Source organism: Actinocorallia populi (genome assembly GCF_002995495.1).
GTDB classification, from domain to species: Bacteria; Actinomycetota; Actinomycetes; order Streptosporangiales; family Streptosporangiaceae; genus Actinocorallia; species Actinocorallia populi.
In genome coordinates, this window is record NZ_PVZV01000011.1 from 184,194 (window position 1) to 208,338 (window position 24,145).

A 24,145-nucleotide genomic window follows, 5' to 3' on the forward strand; every position below is an offset into this window, starting at 1 on the left:
CCACTTAAGCATAGGGAGCGCCCCCGGTGGCTGAGACCCTGCGGCTGATGGCCGTACACGCTCATCCCGACGACGAGTCGAGCAAGGGAGCGGCCACGATGGCCCGCTACGTCGCCGAAGGCGTCGAGGTCCTGGTGGTCACCTGCACCGGGGGCGAGCGCGGCGACATCCTCAACCCGGCGATGGACCGGCCGGAGATCAAGGAGAACCTGGCCGCGGTGCGGCAGGCCGAGATGGACGCCGCCCGCGAGATCCTCGGCGTGCGCCAGGAGTGGCTGGGCTTCGTCGACTCGGGGCTGCCCGAGGGCGACCCGCTGCCCCCGCTGCCCGAGGGCTGCTTCGCGACGGTCCCGCTGGAGGAGGCCGCCGCCCCGCTGGTGCGCCAGGTGCGCGACTTCCGGCCGCACGTGATCCTCACCTACGACGAGAACGGCGGCTACCCGCACCCCGACCACATCAGGACCCACGAGATCTCCGCGGTGGCCTTCGACGCCGCGGGCGACCCCGAGCGCTACCCGGGCCTGGGCGAGCCCTGGCAGCCGCTGAAGATGTACTACTTCCTCACCTTCCACAAGGAGCGCCTGCTGGCCCTGCACGGGGCGCTGGTGGAGGCGGGCAAGGAGTCCCCCTACCTGGACTGGATCGCCAACTGGGAGGACCGGCCGACGCCCTGGCCGACCACCACCAAGGTGCCCTGCGGCGACTTCTTCGAGGTCAGGGACGCCGCGCTGATCGCGCACGCCACCCAGATCGACCCCGACGGCTGGTGGTTCGCCTGCCCGCCCGACCTCCAACGCAAGGCATGGCCGACCGAGGACTACCATTTGGCCAGGTCCCTGGTCGACACCGAGCTGCCGGAAGATGACCTTTTCGCCGGCATCAGGGAGAAAGTGGGCGCATGATGTGGATCCTGGCGCAGGAGCTGAACGACGAGACGGTCTCCCCGGGCGCGCTGGGCACGCTGGTCGTGGTGTGCATGGGCATCGCCCTGGTGTTCCTGATCAAGTCGATGAACAAGCGCATCTCCAACGTGAACGCGCCGCGCCAGGCCGACCTGGACCAGGAGGCCTGGGAGGCGGCCGAGGCGACGCGCGCCCAGGAGGACAGCACCCCGTAGCGGGCGGCGCCACGACCGGACGGCCCGGGTCGGCTTCCGGTCAGGAAAAGGCCATGTTCGGGTGAACGGCGGCGGGCGCGGGTCGCCCCCGCGGCATTCCTTGCTTGCATGAACCGCATGAAGCGGCTCGGGTACGGCTTGGCGGCGGCACTCCTGCTCATTCCCGTGGGCTCCCATCTGGCCACCGGGGGCACCGTCTCGGCGCCCTCCGCGCGGGCCCCGGAGCAGCGCCCCGCGCCCCGCGCCGCGGCGGTGCGGGTCCACCCGACCGAGGTGCCGCGGCCACCGGTGGGCTGGGGTCCGCCCGCCCTGGACGAGGACTTCGAGGGCGACCGGGTCGACCTCTCCCGGTGGGCGGTCTACCACGACCCCGGCGGCACCCACCCCCGCTCCCGCCGGGCCGTCTCGGTGAAGGACGGCGTCCTGCGGCTGACCGGGGCCCGGTACGGCGGCAGGCTCCTGTCCGGCGGCATCGCCGCGCACTACCCCCAGACCTTCGGCCGCTTCGAGGCCAGGATGCGGGCCGACCCCGGCGCCGGCTACTCGGCGGTCATGCTGCTGTGGCCCACCCGCCAGGGCGATCCCGAATGGGCCGAGATCAACTTCGCCGAGATCCCCGATCCCGACCGCAGGACCGTCGGCCTGTTCGTCCACCAGGGCGAGGACGACAAGACCTCCTCCAAGTCCGTGGACGGCGACTTCACCCGCTGGCACGTCTTCGCCCTGGAGTGGCTGCCCGACCGGATGACCTTCTTCATCGACGGGAAGATCGTCTGGGAGCACACCGGCGCGAACATCCCGCAGAAGGCGGACATGCACCTGGCCCTGCAGAACGACATCGTCTGCTACTCCCAGGAGCAGTGCCACGGCGCCCAGACCCCGGAACGGGTGACGATGCACGTCGACTGGGTACGAATCCACCCACTGTCTCCGTAACATCCCGCGTCTAGGGTGAATGCTATGAACCGTCTGAAGGATGCCACCAGCCCCTACCTGCTCCAGCACGCGGAGAACCCGGTCGACTGGTATCCGTGGGGCGAGGAGGCGTTCGCGGAGGCGCGCCGGCGGGACGTGCCGGTTCTGCTGAGCGTCGGTTACGCGGCGTGCCACTGGTGCCACGTCATGGCCCACGAGAGCTTCGAGGACGTCCGGACGGCGGAGCTCATGAACGAGCGGTTCGTCAACGTGAAGGTCGACCGCGAGGAGCGGCCGGACGTCGACGCCGTCTACATGGAGGCCACGCAGGCGCTGACCGGGCAGGGCGGCTGGCCGATGACGGTCTTCATGACGCCTGACGGGCATCCGTTCTACTGCGGCACCTACTTCCCGCGCACGCGGTTCCAGGGGCTGCTGAACGCGATCTCGGGGGCGTGGGGCAACCAGCGGGAGAAGCTGGTCGAGCAGGGTCAGCAGATCGTGGCGGCGCTCGGGGAGCAGACAGGGCCCCAGGGGGCCGCGCTGTCCGAGGCGGTGCTCGTGCAGGCGGTCCAGGTGCTGGGGCGCTCGTTCGACGAGCGGTACGGCGGGTTCGGCGGGGCGCCGAAGTTCCCGCCGTCCATGGTGATGGAGTTCCTGCTGCGGCAGGGCGACGCGGAGCGGATGGCCGCGCGGACCCTGGAGGCCATGGCCAGGGGCGGGATCTACGACCAGCTCGGCGGCGGGTTCGCCCGCTACAGCGTGGACGAGCGCTGGATCGTCCCGCACTTCGAGAAGATGTTGTACGACAACGCGCAGCTCGCGCGGGTCTACGCGCACTGGTGGCGCAAGGACGGGGCGCCGCTGGCCCGGCGGATCGCGCTGGAGACCTGCGACTGGATGCTGCGGGAGCTGGGAACGGCCGAAGGCGGCCTGGCGTCGGCGCTCGACGCCGACAGCGAGGGCGTGGAGGGCAAGTTCTACGTCTGGACGCCCGAGCAGCTCGCCGAGGTGCTGGGCGAGGAGGACGCCGCCCGCGCCGCGCAGGCCTTCAAGGTCACCCCGGAGGGGACGTTCGAGCACGGATCGTCCACGCTCCAGCTGGAAGGGGACATGCCGGAGGACCTGCGGACGCGGCTGCTGGAGGCACGCGCCTCGCGCGTGCGGCCCGCCCGTGACGACAAGGTCGTCGCGGCCTGGAACGGGCTGGCCATGGCGGCGCTGGCCGAGTGCGGCGCCCTGTTCGACCGCCCCGACCTCATCGAGGCGGCCGAGCGGATCGCGGCGCTCCTCGAAGACGTGCACATGGTGGACGGCAGGCTGCTGCGCACGTCCAGAGACGGCGTCGCGGGCACCAACGCGGGCGTCCTGGAGGACTACGCGGACGTCGCCGAGGGCCTGATCGCACTGCACGGGGTCACCGGAGAGCCGGAGTACGTGCGGCGCGCCGGAGTTCTCCTCGACGCCGTGCTCGCGCACTTCGGCGACGGCGAGGGCGGCTTCTACGACACGGCCGACGACGCCGAGGCGCTCTTCCGGCGGCCCAAGGACCCCACGGACAACGTGACGCCGTCCGGCCAGTCCGGCGCGGCAGGGGCCCTGCTCGCCTACGCGGCGCTGACGGGCTCCCACGAGCACCGGGAGGCGGCGCTGGCGGCCCTGGGCACCGTCGCCCCTCTGGCGGCGGGTCACGCCCGTTTCGTCGGCTGGGGGCTGGCCGTCGCGTCGGCCGCCCTGCACGGGCCGCTGGAGATCGCCATCGTGGGCGCCCCGGACGACCCGGCGACGCGGGCGCTGCACCGCACGGCCCTGATGTGCACCTCCCCGGGCGCGGTCATCACGGTCGGCGAGGGCGACGGGGTGCCGCTGCTGGCCGGGCGGGAACAGGTCGACGGGCGGCCTGCCGCCTATGTCTGCCGGGACTTCGCCTGCCGTATGCCGGTGACCACTCCGGCCGCGCTCAGCGAGGAACTGACCCGGAACTAGCGGTGTCCCGGCCTTTATTGGATGGACTGTCAGCCTTTACAGTGAGGGAACTCACGTTCCGGGCGCTGTCGCGCCCGCTGTGAAGAACGTCTTTCCGAAGGACCGGGGGATCGAGGGAGTGCGGGTGCGCAAGCCGGGCCGCCGTGCCGTGCCGGCGGTCATCGGGGCGGCCGTCGCGACCGTGCTCGCGGTGGACCTCGCCGTCCTGGCCGAGCGCACGCCCGGGGAGGCCGCGGCGGAGCCCGTCACCGAGCAGCTGGTCGCCGTCGCCGACAAGGACCGGCTCGGCCGGGAGGTGGCCCCCGCGGGCCGGCGGGTGGAGCCCCAGCTCATGTTCGTCGCCGCGGGCCATGAGGCGATCCCGGACTCCCTGCTGGCGAAGGTCCGCCGGATCAGGGGCGTCACCGGCGCCGAACGGGTCGACGGGGCCCGCGTGGAGCTCGCCGGGAAGGAGGTCGGGATCTTCGGTGTCGATCCGTCCTCCTTCCGCAACTTCACGCCGGAGCCCACCGCGAAGCACGACGGCCTGTGGCGCAACGTCGCGGCCGGGGACGTGGCGGTGTCGTTCGTGCTCGGCAGCGACGGCGGCGTGCGGCTGGACAGCCGGGTGCCGGTCAGCGGGGGCGCCCGGCGGAGCGAGATCAGGGTCGGGGCCCACGCGACGATGGGCATCGGCGACATCGACGCGGTGGTCTCCGAGGCGACCGCCCGGCGGCTGGGCATGGCCGAGGACAACGTCCTGCTGATCGCCTCGGGCGACCGCGACGTGGAGCGGGTCAGGAAGGCCGTCGCGGGGCTGGTGCCCGAGAAGGCCGGGACGCTGCGCACGCTCGACCCGGGTTTCGACTTCCGCTCCTCCGGGGGCGGCGGCGCCCACCTGAGCGCCCTGGAGGTGCGGACGGCGGTCAACGCGGGTATGACCAAGCTCGGCATGCCGTACGTGTGGGGCGGGGAGTCCGACGCCGAGGGCGGCTACGACTGCTCCGGCCTGATGCAGTGGGCCTTCGCCCAGGCGGGCGTGCGGCTGCCGCGGGTGGCCGAGGACCAGGCCCGCACCGGCCGGATCGTGCCGTTCGAGCAGGCCAGGGCGGGGGACATGCTCATCTGGGCCAACGATCCCACCGCTCCGGGCCGGATCTCCCACATCGCCCTCTACCTGGGCGGGGACAGGATGCTGGTGGCGCCGCGCACCGGCGACGTCATCAAGATCCAGAAGGTGTACTTCCGGGGCTTCCGGGGCGCGGTGCGGATCGACCGGCGGGCGGCGGCGCGGCTGGCCGGCTGAGGACGCGGCCCTGACCGGCCCCGACACAGATCCGTGATCCGGCGAGACAAACGGACTTCGGCGGCGATAATTGGAAGGGCCGAACCGAGGAGGACTGTCGTAGTGGAGGTCAAACGCACCATCAAGGATCGGATCAAGCGAAGCAGCCCCTACGGGGCGATCCGCGACCTGGCCTACCGGCTGTACGAGGGCCGCGTCGAGAAGTACCTGCCCAAGGACCAGGTGCCCCGGCACGTGGGCGTGATCCTGGACGGCAACCGCCGCTGGGCCAGGGAGATGGGCCTGTCAGACGTCAACTCCGGCCACCAGGCGGGCGCGGACAAGATCTCGGACCTGCTGCGCTGGTCCACCGAGGCGGGCGTCGAGGTGGTCACCCTCTGGCTGCTGTCCACCGACAACCTCTCCCGGCCCGCGGGGGAGCTGGAGCCCCTGCTGCGGATCATCGAGACCACCGTGCAGCAGCTCGTCGCCGCCGGCTGGCGGGTCCAGGCGGTCGGCGCCCTCGATCTCCTGCCCGACAAGACCGCCCGTGTCCTTAAAAATGCCGGGGAATCCACATCTCATGCCGACGGGCTGATTGTGAACGTCGCCGTTGGGTATGGAGGTAGACGTGAGATCGCTGATGCGGTTCGCTCCCTGCTCCTGGAGCAGGCGGCCAAAGGCACCGGCATCGAGGAGCTTGCCGAGGCCCTCGATGTGGAGCACATCGCCGAGCATCTCTACACCCGCGGTCAGCCCGACCCGGATCTGGTCATCCGGACCTCGGGAGAGCAGCGCCTCTCCGGCTTCATGCTCTGGCAGAGCGCCCACTCGGAGTTCCACTTCTGCGAGGTCCACTGGCCGGACTTCCGCAGGGTGGACTTCCTCCGGGCGCTCCGCTCCTACGCCGCGCGGAACCGTCGCTTCGGCACCTGACCGGCGATACGGACCCCGAGTTCACGGCCCCGTCATGCAGCTGTCATGGCGGGGCTGTTCGCTTTCAGTGGCCGAGGCAGCAATTTCCCAGGTAAGGGCGCTCGTCCGCGCCCGAAGGAGAGCGAGTGGGCACACCCTCCACGCGTCAGGCACCCGCCGGACGCACCTACGTCCTCGACACCAGCGTTCTCATCGCGGACCCCGCGGCCATCACCAGGTTCGCCGAGCATGAGATCGTCATCCCGATCGTCGTGATCACCGAGCTGGAGGCCAAGCGCGATCACCCCGAACTGGGCTACTTCGCCCGGCAGGCGCTGCGCGCGCTGGACGACCTGCGGTTGGAGCACGGCAGGCTCGACGATCCGCTGCCGGTCGGCGACCTCGGCGGCACGCTGCGGGTGGAGCTCAACCACTCCGATCCCAGCGTCCTGCCGGACGGGTTCCGGCTCGGGGACAACGACACCCGCATCCTGTCGGTGGCCCGCTGGCTGGCCGTGGAGGGCAAGGACGTCGTCCTGGTCTCCAAGGACCTGCCGCTGCGGGTCAAGGCCTCCGCGGTGGGGCTGCCCGCCGAGGAGTACCGCGCCGAGATGGTCGTGGAGTCCGGCTGGACCGGCATCCGCGAACTCGAGGTGACCGCCGCGGACGTGGAGGAGCTCTACGAGAGCCAGCGGCTGGAGATCGAGGCGGCGCGCGACCTGCCCTGCCACACCGGCCTGCGGCTGCTGTCCGAGCGCGGCTCCGCGCTCGGCAGGGTGCTGCCCGACAAGTCGGTGCGGCTGGTGCGCGGCGAGAGGGAGGCCTTCGGGCTGCGCGGCCGCTCGGCCGAGCAGCGCATCGCGCTCGACCTGCTCCTGGACGACGAGATCGGCATCGTCTCCCTGGGCGGCCGGGCCGGCACCGGCAAGTCCGCCCTGGCCCTGTGCGCGGGCCTGGAGGCCGTCCTGGAGCGCCGCCAGCACCGCAAGGTGGTGGTCTTCCGCCCGCTGTACGCGGTCGGCGGGCAGGAGCTGGGCTACCTGCCCGGCTCGGAGAACGAGAAGATGTCGCCGTGGGCGCAGGCCGTCTACGACACCCTCTCGGCGGTGACCACGCCCGAGGTCATCGAGGAGGTCCAGGACCGCGGCATGCTCGAGGTCCTGCCCCTCACCCACATCCGCGGCCGCTCCCTGCACGACTCGTTCGTGATCGTGGACGAGGCGCAGTCGCTGGAACGCGGCGTACTTCTCACCGTCCTGTCCCGGATCGGCCAGAACTCGCGGGTGGTGCTCACCCACGACGTGGCGCAGCGGGACAACCTGCGGGTCGGCCGGCACGACGGCGTCGCGGCGGTCGTGGAACGTCTCAAGGGCCACCCGCTCTTCGCGCACGTGACCCTCAACCGGTCCGAGCGGTCCCCGATCGCGGCTCTGGTGACCGACCTCCTGAACGACATCGGCGCCTGAGATACCCCTGACTCACCGTCCGCACTCCGGTGCGGGCGGTGAGTTTCGCTATGACTCCCGGTGACGTGATCTGTTCGTTACCGTTATATGTGACGAGAGTCACAGAACTTATCGGCAACACCTGAAACCCCAGCTCCGGCGGGCCTTTCTTAAAGTTTCGGGTAAGCCGATCACGCGTCGGGGTCAAGCAAACACCCGGTTCGGGTTGCGGGACACCCCCGGCTCTGCGGCATGGTTTCCCACGGAAGTGACAGAACCCGTCGAGCCGCTGGAAGGAGCCGGAGCGTGCCGATCGAAGCACCGCCCAGGGCTTGGGAACCAGCGGGGCCGGACGGCCCGCACCCCGACGTCAAGGTCGCCGGGGACGGCCGGGCCGAACGCCTGGAGACGGGAAGGGGCGCCGCGCCGAAGCCGACCCGGCTCTACGTGGCAGGGGCCGTCACCGCGCTGGTCGCGGTGGTGGGGGTCTCGGTGCTCGTCCTGGTCTCCGGCGGGAAGGACGCCGGGGAGCAGCCGCTCACCGCCAGCGTCGTCGAGCCGACCGTGGAGGCACCGGCGGACACCCCGCCGACCGAGACGGCCGACCCGAAGATCGACGCCGCGCAGGAGCGCAAGGAGGTGCGCGAGCGCGCCGACGACGCCGCCCGCAAGGACAAGGTCCCCTCGCACACCGTGAAGAAGGGGCCCACCCCCGAGCCCGCCGAGCCGTCCCTGCCCCCGGTGCCCGCCGGGCCGCCGGTGGCGCCCGGCACGGCGCAGTCGATCGCCAAGGCCATGCTCCCCAAGTACGGCTGGAAGGCGGACGGGCAGTACGACTGCCTCTACCAGCTGTGGAACCGCGAGAGCGGCTGGCGCACCACCGCGGGGCGCGTCGACGGGCCCTACGGCATCCCCCAGGCCAACCCCGGCACGAAGATGTCCAGCGCCGGGCCGAAGTGGCAGACGGACGCGGCCACCCAGATCCGCTGGGGGCTGGGCTACGTCAAGGGCCGCTACGGCAGCCCGTGCGGGGCCTGGGCGCACTTCCAGGCCAACCACTGGTACTAGGCGAGGACGCCGGTACCCCTTTGAAGCCTCCGGACCGCGTGTCCGGGTGAGGTGACGCAGAAGTCGCCTCCGCCGTCCTCTGGCGGCACGTTTCGCCCGCATCGGAGCGGGCTCACAACCCCATAAGCGGCGAGCATCCCCGAGGCGCCCGCCTCTCTCGCCGCGCCCACCCCGGATGAGCGGGCACCCGCCCGCGCCCGCGCGTCTTCGCGCGCCCCTCCCGGAGCCCGATCGTCGTTCTCCCAGCGACGTCTCTGCCCGGGGTGGCCCCTGCCCAGGACGTGATCGGCGTCGGGCCGAGCAAAGGAACCCCCTGTGTCCGGATACACCAACCCCCAGGCCCCCCATAACCGCTACAACCGACTTACTGCCTCTATCGGAGTAAAGGCGGCGGTCGTTACAGCGGTGACGGGTCTGGCCATCGGTCTCGGAACGGCGTCGACGGGCACGACCGCCCATGCCGCGACCGGAACGACGAACGCCTCGTCGGCCACCGCGGCGCTGCGGGTCTCGCAGCCGGCGAGCAGGAAGGCGACGAAGCGCAAGCTCACCGTCAAGCAGCGCAACAAGGCGCACGGCCGGGCGATGGTGAAGAAGCGGGGCTGGTCCGACCGGCAGTACCGGTGCCTGTCGAGGTTGTGGACCAAGGAGAGCAACTGGAACCACCGCGCCTACAACCCCTCGTCGGGCGCGGGGGGCATCCCGCAGGCGCTGCCCGCGTCGAAGATGGGCTCCGCGGGCAGCGACTGGCGGACTAATCCGAAGACGCAGATCAAATGGGGCTTGCGCTACATCAAGGGACGTTACGGGACGCCTTGCGGGGCCTGGGCGCACTTCCAGTCGCGCAACTGGTACTGATCTTGCGCTGATCCCGGGGTCAAGCCGGGCGCGCTCCGTCCAGGACGTGCCCGGGAACCCTGCAAATCCCGGTCAAGATGCACGGTTTCCATGATCGATTCGTTTGTTTCCCGGTGACGGTACCTGCCGTGTCACCTCGCACGGTGAGCGGAGCCCGGGACGTCCCGCGCTCCACCAGCGCCCCGGAGACCCGCGTCCGCGCGGGCCTCTCGCAGACCGGACGTCCGGCCACCCGCGCGGCCTCGCGCCGCGCGGGTGACGTCGACGGGGCGGGGACCGCACGCGGCACGGCCGGTGCCGCGATCGACGAAGGAAACATCTTGATCGGAACACGCCCGCTTTGGATCAGCCGCCGCCTGCCGGTCGCCGCCACCGCCGTCGTGGCCGCGACCGGCCTGTGGTCCGCCCCCGCGGCGGCGGAGACGAACGTGAGCCTGCCGTCCGAAGGCGCCGCCGCCCGCCAGGCGCTCCGGATCAACCCCCAGGTGCACCGGGTGCACCGGGTCCCCGGGGCTCAGGTGATCCAGAAGGTGCAGAAGGCGCAGGCGCTGAAGAAGGCGGCGCGCGCCTCACTCGAGCAGAAGGCCGTCCAGGCCTCGCGCCGGCAGAAGAAGGCCGCCCGCAAGCAGCAGCAGCAGAAGCGCTCCCTCTCCCGCGCCGATCGCAACAAGCTCGTCGGCCTGGAACTCGCCGCCCGCTTCGGCTGGGAGGAGAAGCGGCAGTGGCGCTGCCTGGAGCGGTTGTGGACCAGGGAGAGCGGCTGGAACCACCTGGCCCGCAACCCCTCCTCCGGCGCGCACGGCATCCCGCAGGCGCTGCCCGGATCCAAGATGGGCGGGGTCGGCGCGGACTGGCGCACCAACCCCGAGACCCAGATCAAGTGGGGCCTGCGCTACATCAAGGGGCGCTACGGCACGCCGTGTGCCGCCTGGGCCCACTTCGGAGCCTCCGGCTGGTACTGACGGCGGTCAGCGGCCGGTCGCGTCCGGCTCCCCGGCCGCGTCCGCACTCCGGTGTCCGGTCATCCGCAACACGTCGAGGGCGGCGTCCAGCTCCGCCAGAGAAAGGGCGCCGCTCTCGACGTGTCCCCGCTCCAGCACGACGTCGCGGATCGTCCTGCGCTGCGCCAGCGCCTGCTTGGCGATGACGGCGGCCTCCTCGTAGCCCACGTGCCGGTTGAGCGGCGTCACGATCGAGGGGGAGCCCTCGGCGTACTCCAGGCAGCGCTCCACGTCCGCCTCCAGCCCGTCGATGCAGCGGTCGGCCAGCAGCCGGGTGACGTTGGCCAGCAGCGAGATGGACTCCAGCAGGTTGCGCGCGAGCACCGGCAGCTGGACGTTCAGCTCGAACGAGCCGGACGCCCCGCCGAAAGCGATCGCCGCGTCGTTGCCCACCACCTGGGAGGCGACCATCGCGACCGCCTCGGGCAGCACCGGGTTCACCTTGCCCGGCATGATGGACGACCCCGGCTGCAGGTCCGGCAACCGCAGTTCGGCCAGGCCCGCCCGCGGCCCCGACCCCATCCAGCGCAGGTCGTTGGCGATCTTGTTCAGGCCGACGGCGAGGGTGCGCAGCGCCCCGCTCGCCTCCACCAGGGAGTCCTGCGCGCTCTGCGCCTCGAAGTGGTTCCTGGCCTCGCGCACCGGCAGCGCCGTCCGCTCGGCCAGCAGCGCGGCCACCCGGCCCCCGAAGCCGGGCGGGGTGTTGATCCCGGTGCCGACGGCCGTGCCGCCCAGCGCCAGCTCGCCCAGCCGGGGCAGCACCGACTCCAGCCGCTCGATCCCGTACCGGACCTGCGCGGCGTAACCGCCGAACTCCTGCCCGAGCGTCACGGGGGTGGCGTCCATGAGATGGGTGCGGCCCGCCTTGACCACCGTGGCGAACTCCGCGGACTTGCGCTCCAGCGCGACCGCCAGATGGGCCAGCGAGGGGATGAGCGAGGTCACCACGGCCTCGGTGGCGGCCAGGTGGATGGAGGAGGGGAAGACGTCGTTGGAGGACTGTGAGGCGTTCACGTGGTCGTTCGGGTGGACCGGCCGGCCCAGCCTCTCCTCGGCCAGGCCGGCTATCACCTCGTTGGCGTTCATGTTCGAGGAGGTGCCCGAGCCCGTCTGGAAGACGTCGACGGGGAAGTGCTCGTCCCACGCGCCGTCGGCGACCTGGCCGGCCGCCCAGGAGATCGCCCCGGCCAGCTCGCGGTCGAGCACGCCCAGCTCCGCGTTGACCTCGGCGGCCGCCGCCTTGATCAGCGCCAGCGCGCGGATGTGCGCGCGGGAGAGCCGCAGCCCGGAGATGGGGAAGTTCTCCACGGCCCGCTGGGTCTGGGCGCGCCATCTGGCCTCGGCCGGGACGCGCACCTCGCCCATGGAGTCGTGTTCGACACGGAAACCGCCTGCCCGAGAGTCATCCATATTCAGGGTGATGTCCCGGGCAGGGCGGTTTATTCCCGATCCGCGGTGACCGGGCCGCCGTTCACTCGCGGTCGATGTCGCGGTAGGTCTGCTCGCCGGGCTTGGCCGGCTGGACCTCGCCGTTGATGACCACCTGGCAGATCTGCCCGTCGCTGACCGTCAGGTCCATCGGGACGGAGTTGTACCGGGCGATCTGGCCGTCGCCGACCCGCACGTGGTTGACGGTGCCGGCCGCGCCGCCCTTCTGGCCGATCACCGTGGTGAGCTCGCACTCGCCGCCCTCGGCCTTGACCACCACCACGTCCGTGGCCGCGCTGAGCGGGGTGGAGCCCTCGGACGAGGGGGAGGCGGCGGGCTGCTCGCCTTCGCCTCCGCCCAGCAGCACGAACAGCACCGCGAGCACAGCCAGGACCCCGACGACCGGAAGCCCGATCACCAGGTACGGGCGCAGCCGGTGCGTCGAGCTCTGCCGGGCGCGGTGCGCTCCGCTGCGCCGGCTGGGCAGGCCCGAGGAGGACAGCACGCTGGCGCCCTCCGGAGGGGTGGAGGAGGCCGCGCTGCGCTTGGGCATCGCGGCGCGCTCCAGGCGCTCGGCCAGCCTGGAGTGGCTGAGCCGCCGCTTGGGGTTGCGCTGCAGCAGCCCGTTGATGATGGGGCCGAGGTCCCCGGCCCGCTGCGAGGTCGCCGGGTCCTCGGTGAGGACCGCCGACAACGTCGCCATCACGTTCTCGTGGTCGAACGGGGGGCGGCCCTCGACCGCGCAGTAGAGCGTCGCGCCGAGCGACCACAGGTCGGATTCGGGCGTCGCCTTCTCCCCGCGCGCCACCTCGGGCGCGACGTAGGCGGGCGAGCCCACGAACGTGCCGACCTTGGTGATGGTGGACGAGCCGTTGGTGACGGCGAGCCCGAAGTCGGTCAGCACCACCCGCCCGGGGGCCAGCAGCACGTTGCTCGGCTTGATGTCGCGGTGCAGGACCCCGGCCGTGTGCGCCTCCTCGAGGGCGTCCACCAGCTGGCGGCCGAGAGCCGCCGCGTCCTCCGGACGCAGCGGCCCCTGCTCCTTGATGTGCTGCTCGAGGGTCGGCGCCTCGATGAGCTCCATCACGATCCAGGGCCGTGCGTGCTCCTGGACGACGTCGTAGACCTCGATGATCGACTTGTGCCGGACGCGGGCGGGTGCGCGGGCCTCACGCAACGTGCGGCGGTAGAACACGACGCGGTCGTTCTCGTCCAGTTCGGCGGGGAACCGGATCTCCTTGATCGCGACATCGCGTTCCAGCAGCTCGTCGTGGGCGCGCCACACCGTGCCCATCGCCCCGTGTCCGAGTGCATGGAGCAGGCGGTAACGCTTCGCCAGAACGAAGTGCTCCGTCTGAGTCATGCGGGCAAAGATACAGGAGCAAGAGGCTTGTCAGACACTAGATGCAATCTCTAGATATAAGGCTTTTCTGCTTGTGTGTTGCGCAAAGCCGACGTCGAGTACGGCGGGCGTAGCGGCGGAGAAGTCGGTCTTCTCCGCCGGTGGAAGCCGCGCCGCCGCGAAGGCCTTCCGCTCACTTCCGGGCCGGGACACCGGGCATGAAGGTCACGGCCTTGCCCTCGTTGAAGAAGTCGTTGCCCTTGTCGTCGACGACGATGAAGGCGGGGAAGTCCTCGACCTCGATCTTCCAGACGGCCTCCATGCCGAGCTCGGCGTACTCCAGGACGTCGACCTTCTTGATGCAGTCCTGGGCGAGGCGGGCGGCGGGGCCGCCGATGGAGCCGAGGTAGAAGCCGCCGTGCGCCTTGCAGGCGTCGGTGACCTGCTGGGAGCGGTTGCCCTTGGCGAGCATGACCATCGAGCCGCCCGCGGCCTGGAACTCCTCGACGTAGGAGTCCATGCGCCCGGCGGTCGTGGGGCCGAAGGAGCCGGAGGCGTAGCCCTCGGGGGTCTTGGCCGGGCCGGCGTAGTAGACGGCGTGGTCCTTGAGGTACTGCGGCATGCCCTCGCCCGCGTCCAGGCGCTCCTTGATCTTGGCGTGGGCGATGTCGCGGGCCACCACCAGCGGGCCGGTCAGGGACAGGCGGGTCTTGACCGGGTAGCGCGAGAGCTCGGCGCGGATCTCGGCCATCGGGCGGTTGAGGTCGATCTTGACGACCTGGTCGTCGAGCTGCTCGGCGGTGGTGTCGGGCAGGAAGCGGGCCGGGTCGGTCTCCAGCCTCTCCAGGAAGACGCCCTCCGCGGTGATCTTGGCCACGGCCTGGCGGTCGGCCGAGCAGGAGACGGAGACGGCCACCGGGCAGGACGCGCCGTGCCGGGGCAGGCGGATGACGCGCACGTCGTGGCAGAAGTACTTGCCGCCGAACTGGGCGCCGATGCCGAGCTTCTGGGTGAGCTCGAAGACCTGCTGCTCCAGCTCCAGGTCGCGGAAGCCGTGCCCGCCGATGGAGCCCTCGGTGGGCATGAAGTCGAGATAGTGCGCGGAGGCGTACTTGGCGGTCTTCAGCGCGTACTCGGCGGACGTGCCGCCGACGACGATCGCCAGGTGGTAGGGCGGGCAGGCCGCGGTGCCCAGGCTGCGGATCTTCTCCTCCAGGAAGGAGAGCATGCGCTTGGGGTTCAGGACGGCCTTGGTCTCCTGGTAGAGGAAGGACTTGTTGGCGCTGCCGCCGCCCTTGGCCATGAACAGGAACTTGTACTCGTCGCCGCCGGTGGCGTACAGCTCGATCTGGGCGGGGAGGTTGGTGCCGGTGTTCTTCTCCTCCCACATGGTCAGCGGCGCCATCTGGGAGTAGCGCAGGTTCAGCCTCGTGTAGGCGTCGTAGACGCCCCGGGAGAGGTGGGCCTCGTCGTTCCCGTCGGTCAGGACGTGCTGGCCGCGCTTGCCCATGACGATGGCGGTGCCGGTGTCCTGGCACATCGGCAGGATGCCGCTGGAGGCGATGCCCGCGTTCTTCAGCAGGTCCAGGGCGACGAACCGGTCGTTGGGGGAGGCCTCGGGGTCGTCGAGGATCTTGCGGAGCTGGGCGAGGTGCGCCGGGCGCAGCAGGTGCGAGATGTCGCGGATGGCGGTCTCGGTGAGCAGGCGCAGCGCCTCGGGCTCCACCTGGAGGAAGGTGCGTCCCGCCGCCTTCACCGTGGAGACCCCTTCGGTGGTGAGCAGCCGGTACTCGGTCTCGGTGTCCTTGCCGAGCGGCAGCAGGTCGGTGTAGGCGAACTCAGGCATTCCATCCCTCGCACTGTGAAAATTTCAGAGGTCCCGGCTTGTGGCCGCCCCCAGGGTAAACCTTCGGCCTGCGGGCAATGCGCCGCAGGTCACGCCGAGGCCGACCAGCAGGCAGCCGAGCAGCTGGCCGGGGGAGGGGGCGCCGAGCCCGAGCGCGGCGCCGGTCGCGGCGGCCGAGACGGGGATCAGACCGCCGAACAGCGCGGCGCGGTCGGGCCCGAGGCTGTCCAGGGCGCCGAACCACATCAGGAACGCGCCCGCGGTGATCACCACGCCGATGTAGCCGAACGCCAGGCCCTCGGCCGGGGTGGGGAGCCGGAGGGACTCGCCCGCGACCAGCCCGGTGAGCAGCAGCAGCGGCACGGCCAGGGCGCTGCTGTAGGCCGACACGCGCAGCGCCCCGAGCCGGGGGAGCAGCGGCACGGCCAGCAGGGAGAAGAGCACCTCGCCGGTGAGGGCGCCCAGCGAGAACAGCAGGCCCCGCAGGTCGCCGTCGCCCATCCCGTTGACCAGCGCGGCCCCGGCCGCCACCACGAGGGCGGCCAGGACGACCCGGCGGGTCGGCCGCCTCCCGGTCACCAGGGGCGCGACGACCGCCATCACCACGGGCACCGACCCGATGACGGCCCCGATGGTGGCGGGGTCGGTGGACCGGGTGGCCTCCACGAGGCAGTAGTTGAAGCCCGCGAGCCCCGTGAGGGACAGCAGGACGAGCAGCCCCCACTCGGCGGGGCCCCGCGGCAGGAGCGGGACGCGCAGGGCGAACGGCAGCAGGACGAGGGCGGCCAGGGCGTAGCGGACGGCCTGCCCGGTGAAGACCGGGTAGTCCGCGATCACGGCGGAGACCGCCATCAGCGTGCCGAGCAGCGTGGTGGCGCAGGCGGCGTAGAAGACTCCTCGGGACGCCGGGACCGGGGTGCCGGCGGTGCTCGTCGTGCTCGTGGTCGTCGCGGGGTGCGCGGGTCGTGTCGCCAGGTCCATGGATGAAAAGGTAGAAAGCCATTGGTCCTGGAAACAGGTCCATTCCCGTGCTGAGATCAAGGACCATTCGCGTGTTCGACCTGCACCTCGACCTCGACCGCGCGGCGGGGCGGCTGGGCGTCCAGCTCGCCGTCCGGCTCCGGGACGCGATCCGCTCCGGACGGCTCGCGCCCGCCGCCCGCCTGCCGTCCACCCGCACGCTCGCCCAGGACCTGGGCGTCTCCCGGGGCGTGGTGGTCACCGCCTACGAGCAGCTGACCGCCGAGGGCTTCCTGGTCTCCCGGCCCGGCGACGGCACCCGGGTCGCCCGGCTGCCCGCGGCCCCGGCGGCGGAGGGCCCCGCGGCGCCCGGGGCCGCCCCCACCGCCGAGTACGACCTGCGCCCCGGCACTCCCGACCTGGCCTCCTTCCCCCGGGTGAGGTGGGCGGCGGCCCTCAAGCAGGCGCTGGACACGATGGCCCGCACCGACTTCGCCTACCCGGATCCGGCGGGGGTCCCGGCCCTGCGCCGGGAGCTGGCCGGATACCTGGGACGGGTGCGGGCCGCGGCCGCGACGCCCGAACAGGTGGTGGTCACCGCCGGCGTCGCGCACGGGCTGTCCGCCGTGGTCCGGCTGACCGGGGCGCCGCTCGCCGTCGAGGACCCCACCTCCGACCGGCAGATCCCGATGCTGCGCGCCACCGGGGTGCCCCTCATCCCGGTCCCGGTGGACGGGGAGGGCATGGACGTCGCGGCGCTGGCCCGCTCGGCGGCGAGGGCGGTCCTGCTCACGCCCGCCCACCAGTTCCCGACCGGCGTCGTGCTGTCCTCACGCCGCCGCGCCGCCCTGGTCGCCTGGGCCGAGGCGACCGGCGCGCTCATCATCGAGGACGACTACGACGCCGAGTTCCGCTACGACCGCGACCCCGTCGGCTGCGTCCAGGCGCTGGCGCCCGGCCGCACGGTCCTGCTGGGCTCGGTGAGCAAGACCCTGGCGCCCGGGATGCGCCTGGGCTGGATGGTGGCTCCCGCGCCGCTGGCCGCCCGGGTCGCGGGCCACCGGATGGACACCGACCTGGGATCCCCGGTGGTCGGCCAGCACGCCCTGGCCCACTTCCTGGCCTCCGGCGCCTACGACCGGCACCTGCGCCAGATGCGCCGCCGCTACCGCGCCCGCCGCGACGCGCTGGTGGACGCGCTGGCCGTCCATCTGCCCGAGGCCGAGATCAGCGGCATCTCGGCCGGGCTGCACCTGTACCTGCGCCTGACCCGGCCGGTCCCGGACCTGGCCGAGGCCGCCGCTTCCAGGGGCGTGCTCGTGCACGCCTCGGGGCCGTCCGCGGTCATCGTCGGCTACGCGGGACTGACCGAGGCCCGGTTGCGCGCGGCGGTCCGCCTGCTCGCGGAGGCGGTCAGGCGGGGGCCGTCGCGGCCTTGACGGGCCTGGGGGCGAAGGAGGGGGCCAGCAGGAGGATCACCAGGATGAGGGCCGTGGGGATCATGAAGGCGACGCGCAGGTCGCTCTCGCCCTCCGCGGGGGCGAAGGCGCCGATGATGCCGGCGCCCAGGACGAAGCCGACGTAGTTGAAGAGGTTGAGGCGGGAGACGGCGATGCCCAGGCCGGTGGCGTCGACGCGGTCGGCGGCGGAGAAGGCGATCGGGGCGACCACGCACACGCCCAGGCCCATGACCGTGACGGCGGCGATGGCCAGGAGCGCGTTGGGCGCGGCGACGACGCCCGCCATGCCGAGGAAGCCGACGACGGCGCCCAGCCTGATGACGTTCACCGGCCCGTACCGGCGGACGCCGAGGTCGGCGACGCCGCGGCTGAGGACCATGGCGACCTGGTAGGCGCCGTAGGCCAGGGGCGCGACGGCGTCGCTCGCGTCCAGCTCGTCCTGGAGGTACTTGGCGCTGTAGTTGGAGATGGCCGCGTCGGCGATGTAGAAGCAGCCCATCGCGATGCCGACCAGGACGACCGGCTTCCAGGGGACGAGCCTGCCCGCGGACTTCAGTTCGGCGGCCGAGGGGCCCGAGCCCTCCTCGTCCTTGCGGTAGAGCCGGGGGCCGAGGAGCAGGGAGCCGGCGACGCCGACGAGCGCGGGGATGCCGAACCCGACGAAGAGCGAGAGGCCGAGCTCGTTGGCCAGGGAGGTCCACAGGGCGCCGAGGATGCCCGCGACGCTCCACACCGCGTAGAAGCCGGAGGTGACGCTCTTGCCCTCGTGGCGTTCGACGGCGACGGCCTGGGCGTTCATCGAGGCGTCCACCGCGCCGACGGACAGGCCGAACAGGGCGACGGTGGCGTACAGCGGGAGCAGCTCGCCGCCGGTCAGGCCGACGAGGGTGATGGCCGCGGCGACCGCGGGCTGGCTGATCCGCAGGACGGGGGAGCTGCCGAACCGCTGGAAGACCAGGCCGGACAGCACGCTGCCGACGCCCGCGATGACCGGGACGAGCAGCAGCACGATCGCCAGGTCGGCGTCGCCGAGGCGGTGCGCCTCCTGGATCTGGGGGACCCTGGTGACCAGGGAGGCGAAGCACAGTCCCTGGATGCCGAAGGCCGCGTAGGTGGCGAGCCTGGCCTGCCGATCCCGCATGCTCACTCCAAAAGGTGAGAAAGGTTCACGGAAGGCTATGGACCTGGATGATCCAGGTCAAGGGTTCATTTCTCGACCGTCACGGCGCGCCTGCCGTCGGGCAGCCTGACCAGCAGCCCGTCCCCCGGCTCCAGCTCCGCGGCGCTGCGCACGACCGCGCCGTCCGGCCGCTGGACGATCGCGTACCCGCGCTCCAGCGTCGCCGCGGGGGACAGCGCGGTCAGCCGGGCCCTGGTGTGGTCGAGCCGGTCCCCGGCCCGGTCCAGCGCCGCGCCCAGCGCCCGCCGCGCCCGGTCCCGCACCGCGAGCACCCGCTCGTGCTGGCGCTCCACCTCGCGCACCGGGTCGGCCAGCGCCGGACGGGACCGCACGGCCGCCAGCCACGCGGCCTCCCGCTCCACCCGCCCGGTGATCGCGCGGCGCCCCCGGTCCCGCAGCTGGTGGACGTGCGCGAGCTGCTCGCGCACGTCCGGGACGACGCGCTTGGCGGCGTCCGTCGGGGTCGAGGCGCGGTGGTCGGCCACCAGGTCGAGCAGCGGGCTGTCCTGCTCGTGCCCGATCGCCGAGACCACCGGGGTGCGCGCGGCGGCCACCGCCCTGACCATGGTCTCGTCGGAGAACGGCAGCAGGTCCTCCAGCGAACCGCCGCCCCGGGTGATGACGATGACCTCGACCTCCGGGTCGGCGTCCAGCTTCCGCAGCGCCCCGACCACCTCGCCGACCGCGTACGAGCCCTGGACGGCCACCGTCTCCACCTTGAACGACACCGCCGGCCAGCGCCGCCGCGCGTTCTCCAGCACGTCGCGTTCGGCCGCGGAGTCCCGCCCGCAGATCAGCCCCACCGTCCCCGGCAGGAACGGCAGCGGCCGCTTGCGCTCCGGCCGGAACAGGCCCTCCGCCGCCAGCGTGCGCTTGAGCTGCTCCAGCCGGGCCAGCAGCTCGCCGATCCCGACGGCCCGCACCTCGACGGCGGTCAGCGAGAACGACCCGCGGTTGATGTAGAAGTCGGGCTTGGCGTGCACCACCACCCGCGCCCCGTCGACGACGGCGGGGTTGTCGAACACCCCCCGCGGCCCCACGACCCGCACCGACATGTTGGCCGCCGGGTCCCGCAGCGTCAGGTAGACGGTGGAGCCGCGCCGGTTCAGCTCGGTGATCTGGCCCTCGACCCAGATCCGCCCGAGCCGCCCGATCCACCCGCCCACCAGCTGGAGCACGGTCCTGACCGGCACGGGCGCTTCCGCCGAGGTCTGCAAAGCCATACCGCGAGGCTATCGCCCGGCCACTACCCTGGCCTCATGGCCGAGGAGACGCTCTCGTACGAGAAGGCCCGCGACGAGCTCGCGGAGGTGGTGAAGCGGCTGGAGACCGGCGGGCTCACGCTGGAGGAGTCCCTGGCGCTGTGGGAGAGGGGCGAGCGGCTCGCGGGGGTCTGCGAGGAGTGGCTGGAGGGCGCGCGCGCCCGGCTGGCCGCCGCGATGGAGCCCCGGCCGGGCGACGAGGCCGCGCCGTTCTAAGGAGCCCTTCGGCTCGGGGGTCAGGGCCGCCGCCAGGACGGCCAGCTCGTCGTAGTCGGCGGTGCCGGTGAGCACGATCGTGTTGCCGGGGAGCCGCCGGACCAGGGAGTACTGCCTCTTGTCGCGCTGGTAGTACTGGTCCCAGACCACGCCGTCGACGGTCCGCCGCCCGGCCGCCTGGTCGGGTGTCGACTTGGGCACGTTGGTCATCCGGGCGACGAAGTTCCCGGGGCCGTCGGGTGTCTCGTTGCTCTGCTCCAGGGCGGCGTAGCGCTGGGACGGGGCGACCAGGACGAGATGCCAGGCGACGTGCTTCTTGGCCTTCTTCGCGGTGGTGCCGGTGAGGCGGCTGGCGGTGGCGGCCCACGTCGGGGGGAGCCCGGTGGGCGAGTAGACCTGGTAGGGGGCCTTGCGGGCGAACTCCTTGGCGTCCCAGGTGTAGTCGATGGTGCGCGGGAGCGGGGGGTCGTCCTCGCTCGGGGTGACGAGGAAGATCGCCAGGACCAGCGCGAGGCAGGCGCCGATGGCCAGCACGAACTGGCCGGGGCCGGAGGTGTAGCGCTTGACGAAGCCCTCGCTGACCACGCGGGTCTCGCGCTTGGGCCCCTTGGCGGCGGGGGTCTGGGTGTCGGGAGCGGTTGCCATGGAATCGGTCATTCGACGGGCTGGATGGTGGCGAGCACCTTGATGATGTTGGCGGCGAGCCTGCGGGAGCGCTCGATGTCCTCGCCGGCGGAGACCACGTCGACCGCGCTGATCATCGCCCCGGTGAGCACGATGACCAGCGGCTCGTTGAAGCCGCCCGCACTGGAGTGGAACAGCGCGGCGTTGCGGCGTGCCCATTTGTTCAGCCGCTCGCGCATGATGCGGTCGAAACCGGGCGGACCGTCGCCGGAGATGAACAGGCGGGACAGCTCCCGTTCGGAGACCGAGCCCTCCAGATAGGCGGCGGCCCCGGCCAGGAACTGGCTCTTGGGGTCGTCGTCGCCGTTTTCCCGGATCCGGTGGATCGCCTCACGGGTGCGTTCCTGCTGGCGCACCTGGAATTCCTCGAACAGCGTCAGATACAGGTCGGCCTTGCCGTTGAAATGGTGGTAAAGACTGCCGACGCTGGCCCCGGCACGGGCCACGATGTCGGTCACGGCGGCCTGGGCGAAGCCCTGTTCGCAGAACACTTCCCTGGCCGCCCGCAACAGGGCGCCCCGGGTGGCCTGGCCACGCTCGGAGACCCTGGTGGAGGTCTCCTCCATCTCGCTGCTCATGGATGTCGAGATTACGCCACCACAGGGGAGCCCGGCTCCCGGCCCGCCTCTCTGGTCTGGTCCAATTTGTGAGATGACCTTCCAGGAGCAGAGAATCCGGGAGAACCCGCCTCGACTGAAGGGTGCGTTATGTCTGAGAACTCGCCGTTGACCACTGCGCCGGAGGCGCCTGACCGCAACCTCGCGATGGAACTCGTCCGGGTGACCGAGGCGGCCGCGCTCGCCGCGGCCCGCTGGGTCGGCCGCGGGGACAAGATAGGCGCCGACGGTGCCGCCGTCAACGCGATGCGCCAACTGATCAACACCGTCTCCATGCAGGGCGTGGTGGTGATCGGCGAGGGCGAGAAGGACAACGCCCCGATGCTCTACAACGGCGAGCAGGTCGGCGACGGCACCGGCGCCGAGTGCGACGTGGCGGTCGACCCGATCGACGGCACCACCCTCAACGCCATGGGCATGCCCAACGCCATCGCCGTGCTCGCGGTCGCGCCCCGGCACTCGATGTACGACCCGTCCGCGGTGTTCTACATGGAGAAGCTGGTCACCGGGGCCGAGGCCGCCGACGCCGTGGACATCGAGCGCCCGATCGGCGACAACATCCGCGCCGTGGCCAAGGCCAAGGGCTCCTCCGTCCAGGACGTCACCGTGATGATCCTCGACCGCCCCCGGCACGAGGGCATCGTCAAGGAGATCCGCGAGTCGGGTGCCCGCATCAAGTTCATCCGCGACGGCGACGTGGCGGGCGCGATCATGGCGGCCCGCGAGGGCACCGGCGTGGACCTGCTGCTGGGCATCGGCGGCACGCCCGAGGGCATCATCGCCGCCTGCGCCATGCGGTGCCTGGGCGGCGTGATCCAGGCCAAGCTGTGGCCGCAGGACGCCGCCGAGCGGCAGAAGGCCATCGACGCCGGCCACGACCTCGACCGGGTGCTGACCACCGACGACCTCGTCAGCTCCGACGACGTGTTCTTCGCCGCGACCGGCATCACCGACGGCGAGCTGGTCAAGGGCGTGCGCTACGTCAAGGGCCTGGCCACCACCCACTCGCTGGTCATGCGCGGCCGCAGCGGCACCATCCGCCAGGTCGACGGCGAGCACCGGCTGGCCAAGCTGCGCGCCTACTCGGCGATCAACTTCGACGGCCCCGTCTGAGCGAGGTCAACCAGGGCCGCTTGGGCCTGACCACCTTCACCGAGCCCAGCAGGAGGGTGCCGGTCACCTCCACGAGCGGCCCCTCCTCCGGGAGGTCGTAGCGCCTGCCGTCGCGGGCGGTGCTGAGCACCGCCCGCCCGGTCACCCGGACCTCCACCCCGTCCGGGACGATCAGCCGCAGCCGCCCGCACAGCGCGCTCACGTCCACGGTGATGTGCCTGCGCTGCAGGATCGCCTGGCGCAGGTCGAGTTCGACGGTGCCGAACAGGGCGGCCACCGGCAGCTTGGCCGGCACCACCCACCGGCCCTCCCGCCGCTGGGAGCCGAACAGCGCCACGAGGCTCTGGGCGTCGACCTTGAACGGCTGCTGCTCGGCGGGCAGCAGGTCACGGGTGAAGGCGGTCAGCTCGCCGAGCGTCCGCGCCCGGTAGACCGCCTCGATCCGTTCGGAGTGCTCCTCGAGGGTGAGCCTGCCGTCGGTGACGGCCTCATGGAGGAGTTCGGCGACGCGTTCGCGGTCGGCGTCGGACGCCCGCATGTCGCGTACGGGCACGGGCCGGTCGGAATCCACGTCTCGACGATAATGCGCCCGTGCCGTCATCGCACGCGAAAGGCCCCGTGCCGTCTCGGATCACCCGGGACGGCACGGGGCCTTCGGCCGGTCAGCCCTGCTGGGCGAGCTTGGCCAGCCGGTTGTCGTACATCGTGATGAGCGCGGCACGTGCGGCGTGCGCCGCCTCGTACTCGCGCAGCATCTCCACCTGCCCGGCGGTGAGCTTGCGCAGCCGGGCGCGGATCGAGGCGTGGGTGAGCTCGCCGTAGTTCGGGACGGGCAGGTCGGCCTCGGTGAGCGCGGTGGCGGCCGGGACGGGCTCCGGCTCGATGATCTCCTCGACGACCGCGTCGATGAGCTCCAGCGTCTCGGCCGGGATCTCCTCGGGCTCGGCCGGCGCCGGCTCGGGCGCCGCGACGGGCTCCAGCCGGTCGGCCTCCGGCTGCGGGGCGGGCGGCGGCACGGTGGCGGGCCTGGCGGGCTTGCCCACGGAGATCTCGCCCGTGCCGTTGCTCTCGGCGGCACGCGGCGGCCGGGCCACCGGTGTCTCCTTCGGGGCGGGCGCGGGCTTGGGCGCGACCAGCTCGATCACCCGGCCGACCGGGGTGCCCTCCAGCCGGGCGCCCACCCTGTGGGTGATCCGCTCGGCGTCGCCCAGCAGCCTGTCCAGAACCGGCCGCAGCTCGCCGCCGCGGAGGTCCTTGTAGTCCTTGGTGACTCGGTCGGTGAGCAGCAGCGTCCGGCCCACGCCGAACATGGCCAGGCGCGCCGCGTGAAGGGGCAGATCCCTGACCTGCTCGTTCACCGCTTCCTGGACCTGCTTGCCCACTTCTCGCGGGGTACGCGGCATCGTTCAGCTCCTGTTTCGTGCGACAACGCACCGTGTCTGGCTCGTACGGCAAGTAGGAATAAGCG

At 71.9% G+C, this 24,145-nt stretch carries 22 protein-coding genes and 1 pseudogene; 13 read left to right on the forward strand and 10 right to left on the reverse strand.

The annotated features are described in order from the left end of the window. The first annotated feature begins 26 nt into the window (after positions 1 to 26). The 10 genes from mca (at position 27) to C2865_RS41165 (ending at position 10,530) form a co-directional block, all read left to right on the forward strand. Positions 27 to 902, forward strand: a complete 876-nt coding sequence (gene mca, locus C2865_RS35160) for a mycothiol conjugate amidase Mca (RefSeq protein ID WP_106402971.1) — start codon at positions 27 to 29, stop codon at positions 900 to 902. Then, positions 899 to 1,117 (forward strand): hypothetical protein, encoded by a 219-nt coding sequence (locus C2865_RS35165; RefSeq protein ID WP_106402972.1) that lies wholly within the window; start codon positions 899 to 901, stop codon positions 1,115 to 1,117. Before mca ends, C2865_RS35165 begins: the two co-directional genes overlap by 4 nt. Before the next feature lie 108 nt (positions 1,118 to 1,225). Then, positions 1,226 to 2,053 carry a glycoside hydrolase family 16 protein gene (locus tag C2865_RS35170; RefSeq protein WP_106402973.1) on the forward strand — a complete coding sequence of 276 codons (828 nt, stop codon included), beginning with the start codon at positions 1,226 to 1,228 and terminating at the stop codon, positions 2,051 to 2,053. 24 nt (positions 2,054 to 2,077) lie between these two features. Continuing rightward, positions 2,078 to 4,018 carry a thioredoxin domain-containing protein gene (locus C2865_RS35175; protein WP_106402974.1) on the forward strand — a complete coding sequence of 647 codons (1,941 nt, stop codon included), beginning with the start codon at positions 2,078 to 2,080 and terminating at the stop codon, positions 4,016 to 4,018. Positions 4,019 to 4,142: 124 nt separating this feature from the next. Then, positions 4,143 to 5,303: a C40 family peptidase gene (locus C2865_RS35180; protein WP_106403068.1), complete on the forward strand. Its 1,161-nt coding sequence runs from the start codon at positions 4,143 to 4,145 to the stop codon at positions 5,301 to 5,303. Between the two features lie 102 nt (positions 5,304 to 5,405). Next, entirely contained in the window at positions 5,406 to 6,218 is an 813-nt protein-coding gene (locus C2865_RS35185; RefSeq protein ID WP_232835975.1) for an isoprenyl transferase, read from the forward strand. A 125-nt stretch (positions 6,219 to 6,343) separates the two neighbouring features. Then, positions 6,344 to 7,663, forward strand: coding sequence for a PhoH family protein (locus tag C2865_RS35190; protein ID WP_106402975.1), 1,320 nt, complete (start codon positions 6,344 to 6,346; stop codon positions 7,661 to 7,663). Between the two features lie 285 nt (positions 7,664 to 7,948). Then, positions 7,949 to 8,710, forward strand: coding sequence for an aggregation-promoting factor C-terminal-like domain-containing protein (locus C2865_RS35195; protein ID WP_106402976.1), 762 nt, complete (start codon positions 7,949 to 7,951; stop codon positions 8,708 to 8,710). A gap of 405 nt (positions 8,711 to 9,115) precedes the next feature. After that, the gene (locus C2865_RS40365; RefSeq protein ID WP_198653821.1) at positions 9,116 to 9,568 is read left to right on the forward strand and encodes an aggregation-promoting factor C-terminal-like domain-containing protein; all 453 of its coding nucleotides are present in this window, start codon (positions 9,116 to 9,118) and stop codon (positions 9,566 to 9,568) included. 143 nt (positions 9,569 to 9,711) lie between these two features. Next, positions 9,712 to 10,530, forward strand: a complete 819-nt coding sequence (locus tag C2865_RS41165) for an aggregation-promoting factor C-terminal-like domain-containing protein (RefSeq protein ID WP_232835976.1) — start codon at positions 9,712 to 9,714, stop codon at positions 10,528 to 10,530. Positions 10,531 to 10,536: 6 nt separating this feature from the next. On the opposite strand, the gene C2865_RS35210 is transcribed toward C2865_RS41165, so the two are convergent. The 4 genes from C2865_RS35210 to C2865_RS35225 all read right to left on the reverse strand — a co-directional run bounded on the left by C2865_RS35210 (position 10,537) and on the right by C2865_RS35225 (position 16,166). Next, positions 10,537 to 11,979 (reverse strand): class II fumarate hydratase, encoded by a 1,443-nt coding sequence (locus tag C2865_RS35210; protein WP_106402977.1) that lies wholly within the window; start codon positions 11,977 to 11,979, stop codon positions 10,537 to 10,539. Between the two features lie 61 nt (positions 11,980 to 12,040). Beyond that, positions 12,041 to 13,360, reverse strand: coding sequence for a serine/threonine-protein kinase (locus C2865_RS35215; RefSeq protein ID WP_106402978.1), 1,320 nt, complete (start codon positions 13,358 to 13,360; stop codon positions 12,041 to 12,043). Positions 13,361 to 13,532: 172 nt separating this feature from the next. Beyond that, positions 13,533 to 15,185 carry a fumarate hydratase gene (locus C2865_RS35220; RefSeq protein WP_106402979.1) on the reverse strand — a complete coding sequence of 551 codons (1,653 nt, stop codon included), beginning with the start codon at positions 15,183 to 15,185 and terminating at the stop codon, positions 13,533 to 13,535. A gap of 24 nt (positions 15,186 to 15,209) precedes the next feature. Continuing rightward, complete coding sequence (locus C2865_RS35225; RefSeq protein WP_106402980.1) at positions 15,210 to 16,166, reverse strand: DMT family transporter; 957 nt, start codon at positions 16,164 to 16,166, stop codon at positions 15,210 to 15,212. 71 nt (positions 16,167 to 16,237) lie between these two features. Between C2865_RS35225 and pdxR the strand changes: the two genes are divergently transcribed. Beyond that, positions 16,238 to 17,584, forward strand: a complete 1,347-nt coding sequence (gene pdxR / locus C2865_RS35230) for a MocR-like pyridoxine biosynthesis transcription factor PdxR (RefSeq protein ID WP_106402981.1) — start codon at positions 16,238 to 16,240, stop codon at positions 17,582 to 17,584. Here the strand turns inward: pdxR and C2865_RS35235 are convergent. Next, entirely contained in the window at positions 17,559 to 18,746 is a 1,188-nt protein-coding gene (locus tag C2865_RS35235; RefSeq protein WP_232835977.1) for an MFS transporter, read from the reverse strand. The genes pdxR and C2865_RS35235 overlap by 26 nt on opposite strands. Positions 18,747 to 18,811: 65 nt before the next feature. Then, positions 18,812 to 20,008 (reverse strand): exodeoxyribonuclease VII large subunit, encoded by a 1,197-nt coding sequence (gene xseA, locus C2865_RS35240; protein ID WP_198653822.1) that lies wholly within the window; start codon positions 20,006 to 20,008, stop codon positions 18,812 to 18,814. Between the two features lie 36 nt (positions 20,009 to 20,044). Here xseA and C2865_RS40370 point away from each other — a divergent pair, with 36 nt between their 5' ends. Further along, entirely contained in the window at positions 20,045 to 20,263 is a 219-nt protein-coding gene (locus tag C2865_RS40370) for an exodeoxyribonuclease VII small subunit (RefSeq protein ID WP_198653833.1), read from the forward strand. Positions 20,264 to 20,296: 33 nt separating this feature from the next. Here the strand turns inward: C2865_RS40370 and C2865_RS41170 are convergent. Both C2865_RS41170 and C2865_RS35250 read right to left on the reverse strand, forming a co-directional pair. Next, positions 20,297 to 20,920, reverse strand: a pseudogene (locus tag C2865_RS41170) (DUF4245 domain-containing protein); the annotation flags it as partial. Then, positions 20,917 to 21,525, reverse strand: a complete 609-nt coding sequence (locus C2865_RS35250; protein ID WP_232835978.1) for a TetR/AcrR family transcriptional regulator — start codon at positions 21,523 to 21,525, stop codon at positions 20,917 to 20,919. The pseudogene C2865_RS41170 and the gene C2865_RS35250, both read right to left, overlap by 4 nt. 129 nt (positions 21,526 to 21,654) lie before the next feature. Here C2865_RS35250 and glpX point away from each other — a divergent pair, with 129 nt between their 5' ends. Continuing rightward, on the forward strand, positions 21,655 to 22,677 hold the full coding sequence (gene glpX / locus C2865_RS35255) for a class II fructose-bisphosphatase (protein WP_106402985.1): 1,023 nt from the start codon (positions 21,655 to 21,657) through the stop codon (positions 22,675 to 22,677). Here the strand turns inward: glpX and C2865_RS35260 are convergent. Next, positions 22,655 to 23,248, reverse strand: coding sequence for a DUF1707 SHOCT-like domain-containing protein (locus tag C2865_RS35260; protein ID WP_232835979.1), 594 nt, complete (start codon positions 23,246 to 23,248; stop codon positions 22,655 to 22,657). The two genes, glpX and C2865_RS35260, sit on opposite strands and share 23 nt — an antisense overlap. A 91-nt stretch (positions 23,249 to 23,339) precedes the next feature. Continuing rightward, a complete protein-coding gene (locus C2865_RS35265) occupies positions 23,340 to 24,080 on the reverse strand; it encodes a DUF8129 domain-containing protein (protein WP_157964026.1) in 741 nt (246 codons plus the stop codon). Positions 24,081 to 24,145: the final 65 nt, after the last annotated feature.

Excerpts from the sequence above, each read along its gene's own strand:
- C2865_RS35165 (WP_106402972.1), top strand. The coding sequence starts at position 899 with ATGATGTGGATCCTGGCGCAGGAGCTGAACGACGAGACGGTCTCCCCG.
- C2865_RS35170 (WP_106402973.1), top strand. The coding sequence starts at position 1,226 with ATGAACCGCATGAAGCGGCTCGGGTACGGCTTGGCGGCGGCACTCCTG.
- C2865_RS35175 (WP_106402974.1), top strand. The coding sequence starts at position 2,078 with ATGAACCGTCTGAAGGATGCCACCAGCCCCTACCTGCTCCAGCACGCG.
- C2865_RS35210 (WP_106402977.1), bottom strand. The coding sequence starts at position 11,979 with ATGGATGACTCTCGGGCAGGCGGTTTCCGTGTCGAACACGACTCCATG.
- C2865_RS35215 (WP_106402978.1), bottom strand. The coding sequence starts at position 13,360 with ATGACTCAGACGGAGCACTTCGTTCTGGCGAAGCGTTACCGCCTGCTC.
- C2865_RS35220 (WP_106402979.1), bottom strand. The coding sequence starts at position 15,185 with ATGCCTGAGTTCGCCTACACCGACCTGCTGCCGCTCGGCAAGGACACC.
- C2865_RS35225 (WP_106402980.1), bottom strand. The coding sequence starts at position 16,166 with ATGGACCTGGCGACACGACCCGCGCACCCCGCGACGACCACGAGCACG.
- C2865_RS35235 (WP_232835977.1), bottom strand. The coding sequence starts at position 18,746 with ATGCGGGATCGGCAGGCCAGGCTCGCCACCTACGCGGCCTTCGGCATC.
- xseA (WP_198653822.1), bottom strand. The coding sequence starts at position 20,008 with ATGGCTTTGCAGACCTCGGCGGAAGCGCCCGTGCCGGTCAGGACCGTG.
- C2865_RS40370 (WP_198653833.1), top strand. The coding sequence starts at position 20,045 with ATGGCCGAGGAGACGCTCTCGTACGAGAAGGCCCGCGACGAGCTCGCG.
- C2865_RS35250 (WP_232835978.1), bottom strand. The coding sequence starts at position 21,525 with ATGAGCAGCGAGATGGAGGAGACCTCCACCAGGGTCTCCGAGCGTGGC.
- glpX (WP_106402985.1), top strand. The coding sequence starts at position 21,655 with ATGTCTGAGAACTCGCCGTTGACCACTGCGCCGGAGGCGCCTGACCGC.
- C2865_RS35265 (WP_157964026.1), bottom strand. The coding sequence starts at position 24,080 with ATGCCGCGTACCCCGCGAGAAGTGGGCAAGCAGGTCCAGGAAGCGGTG.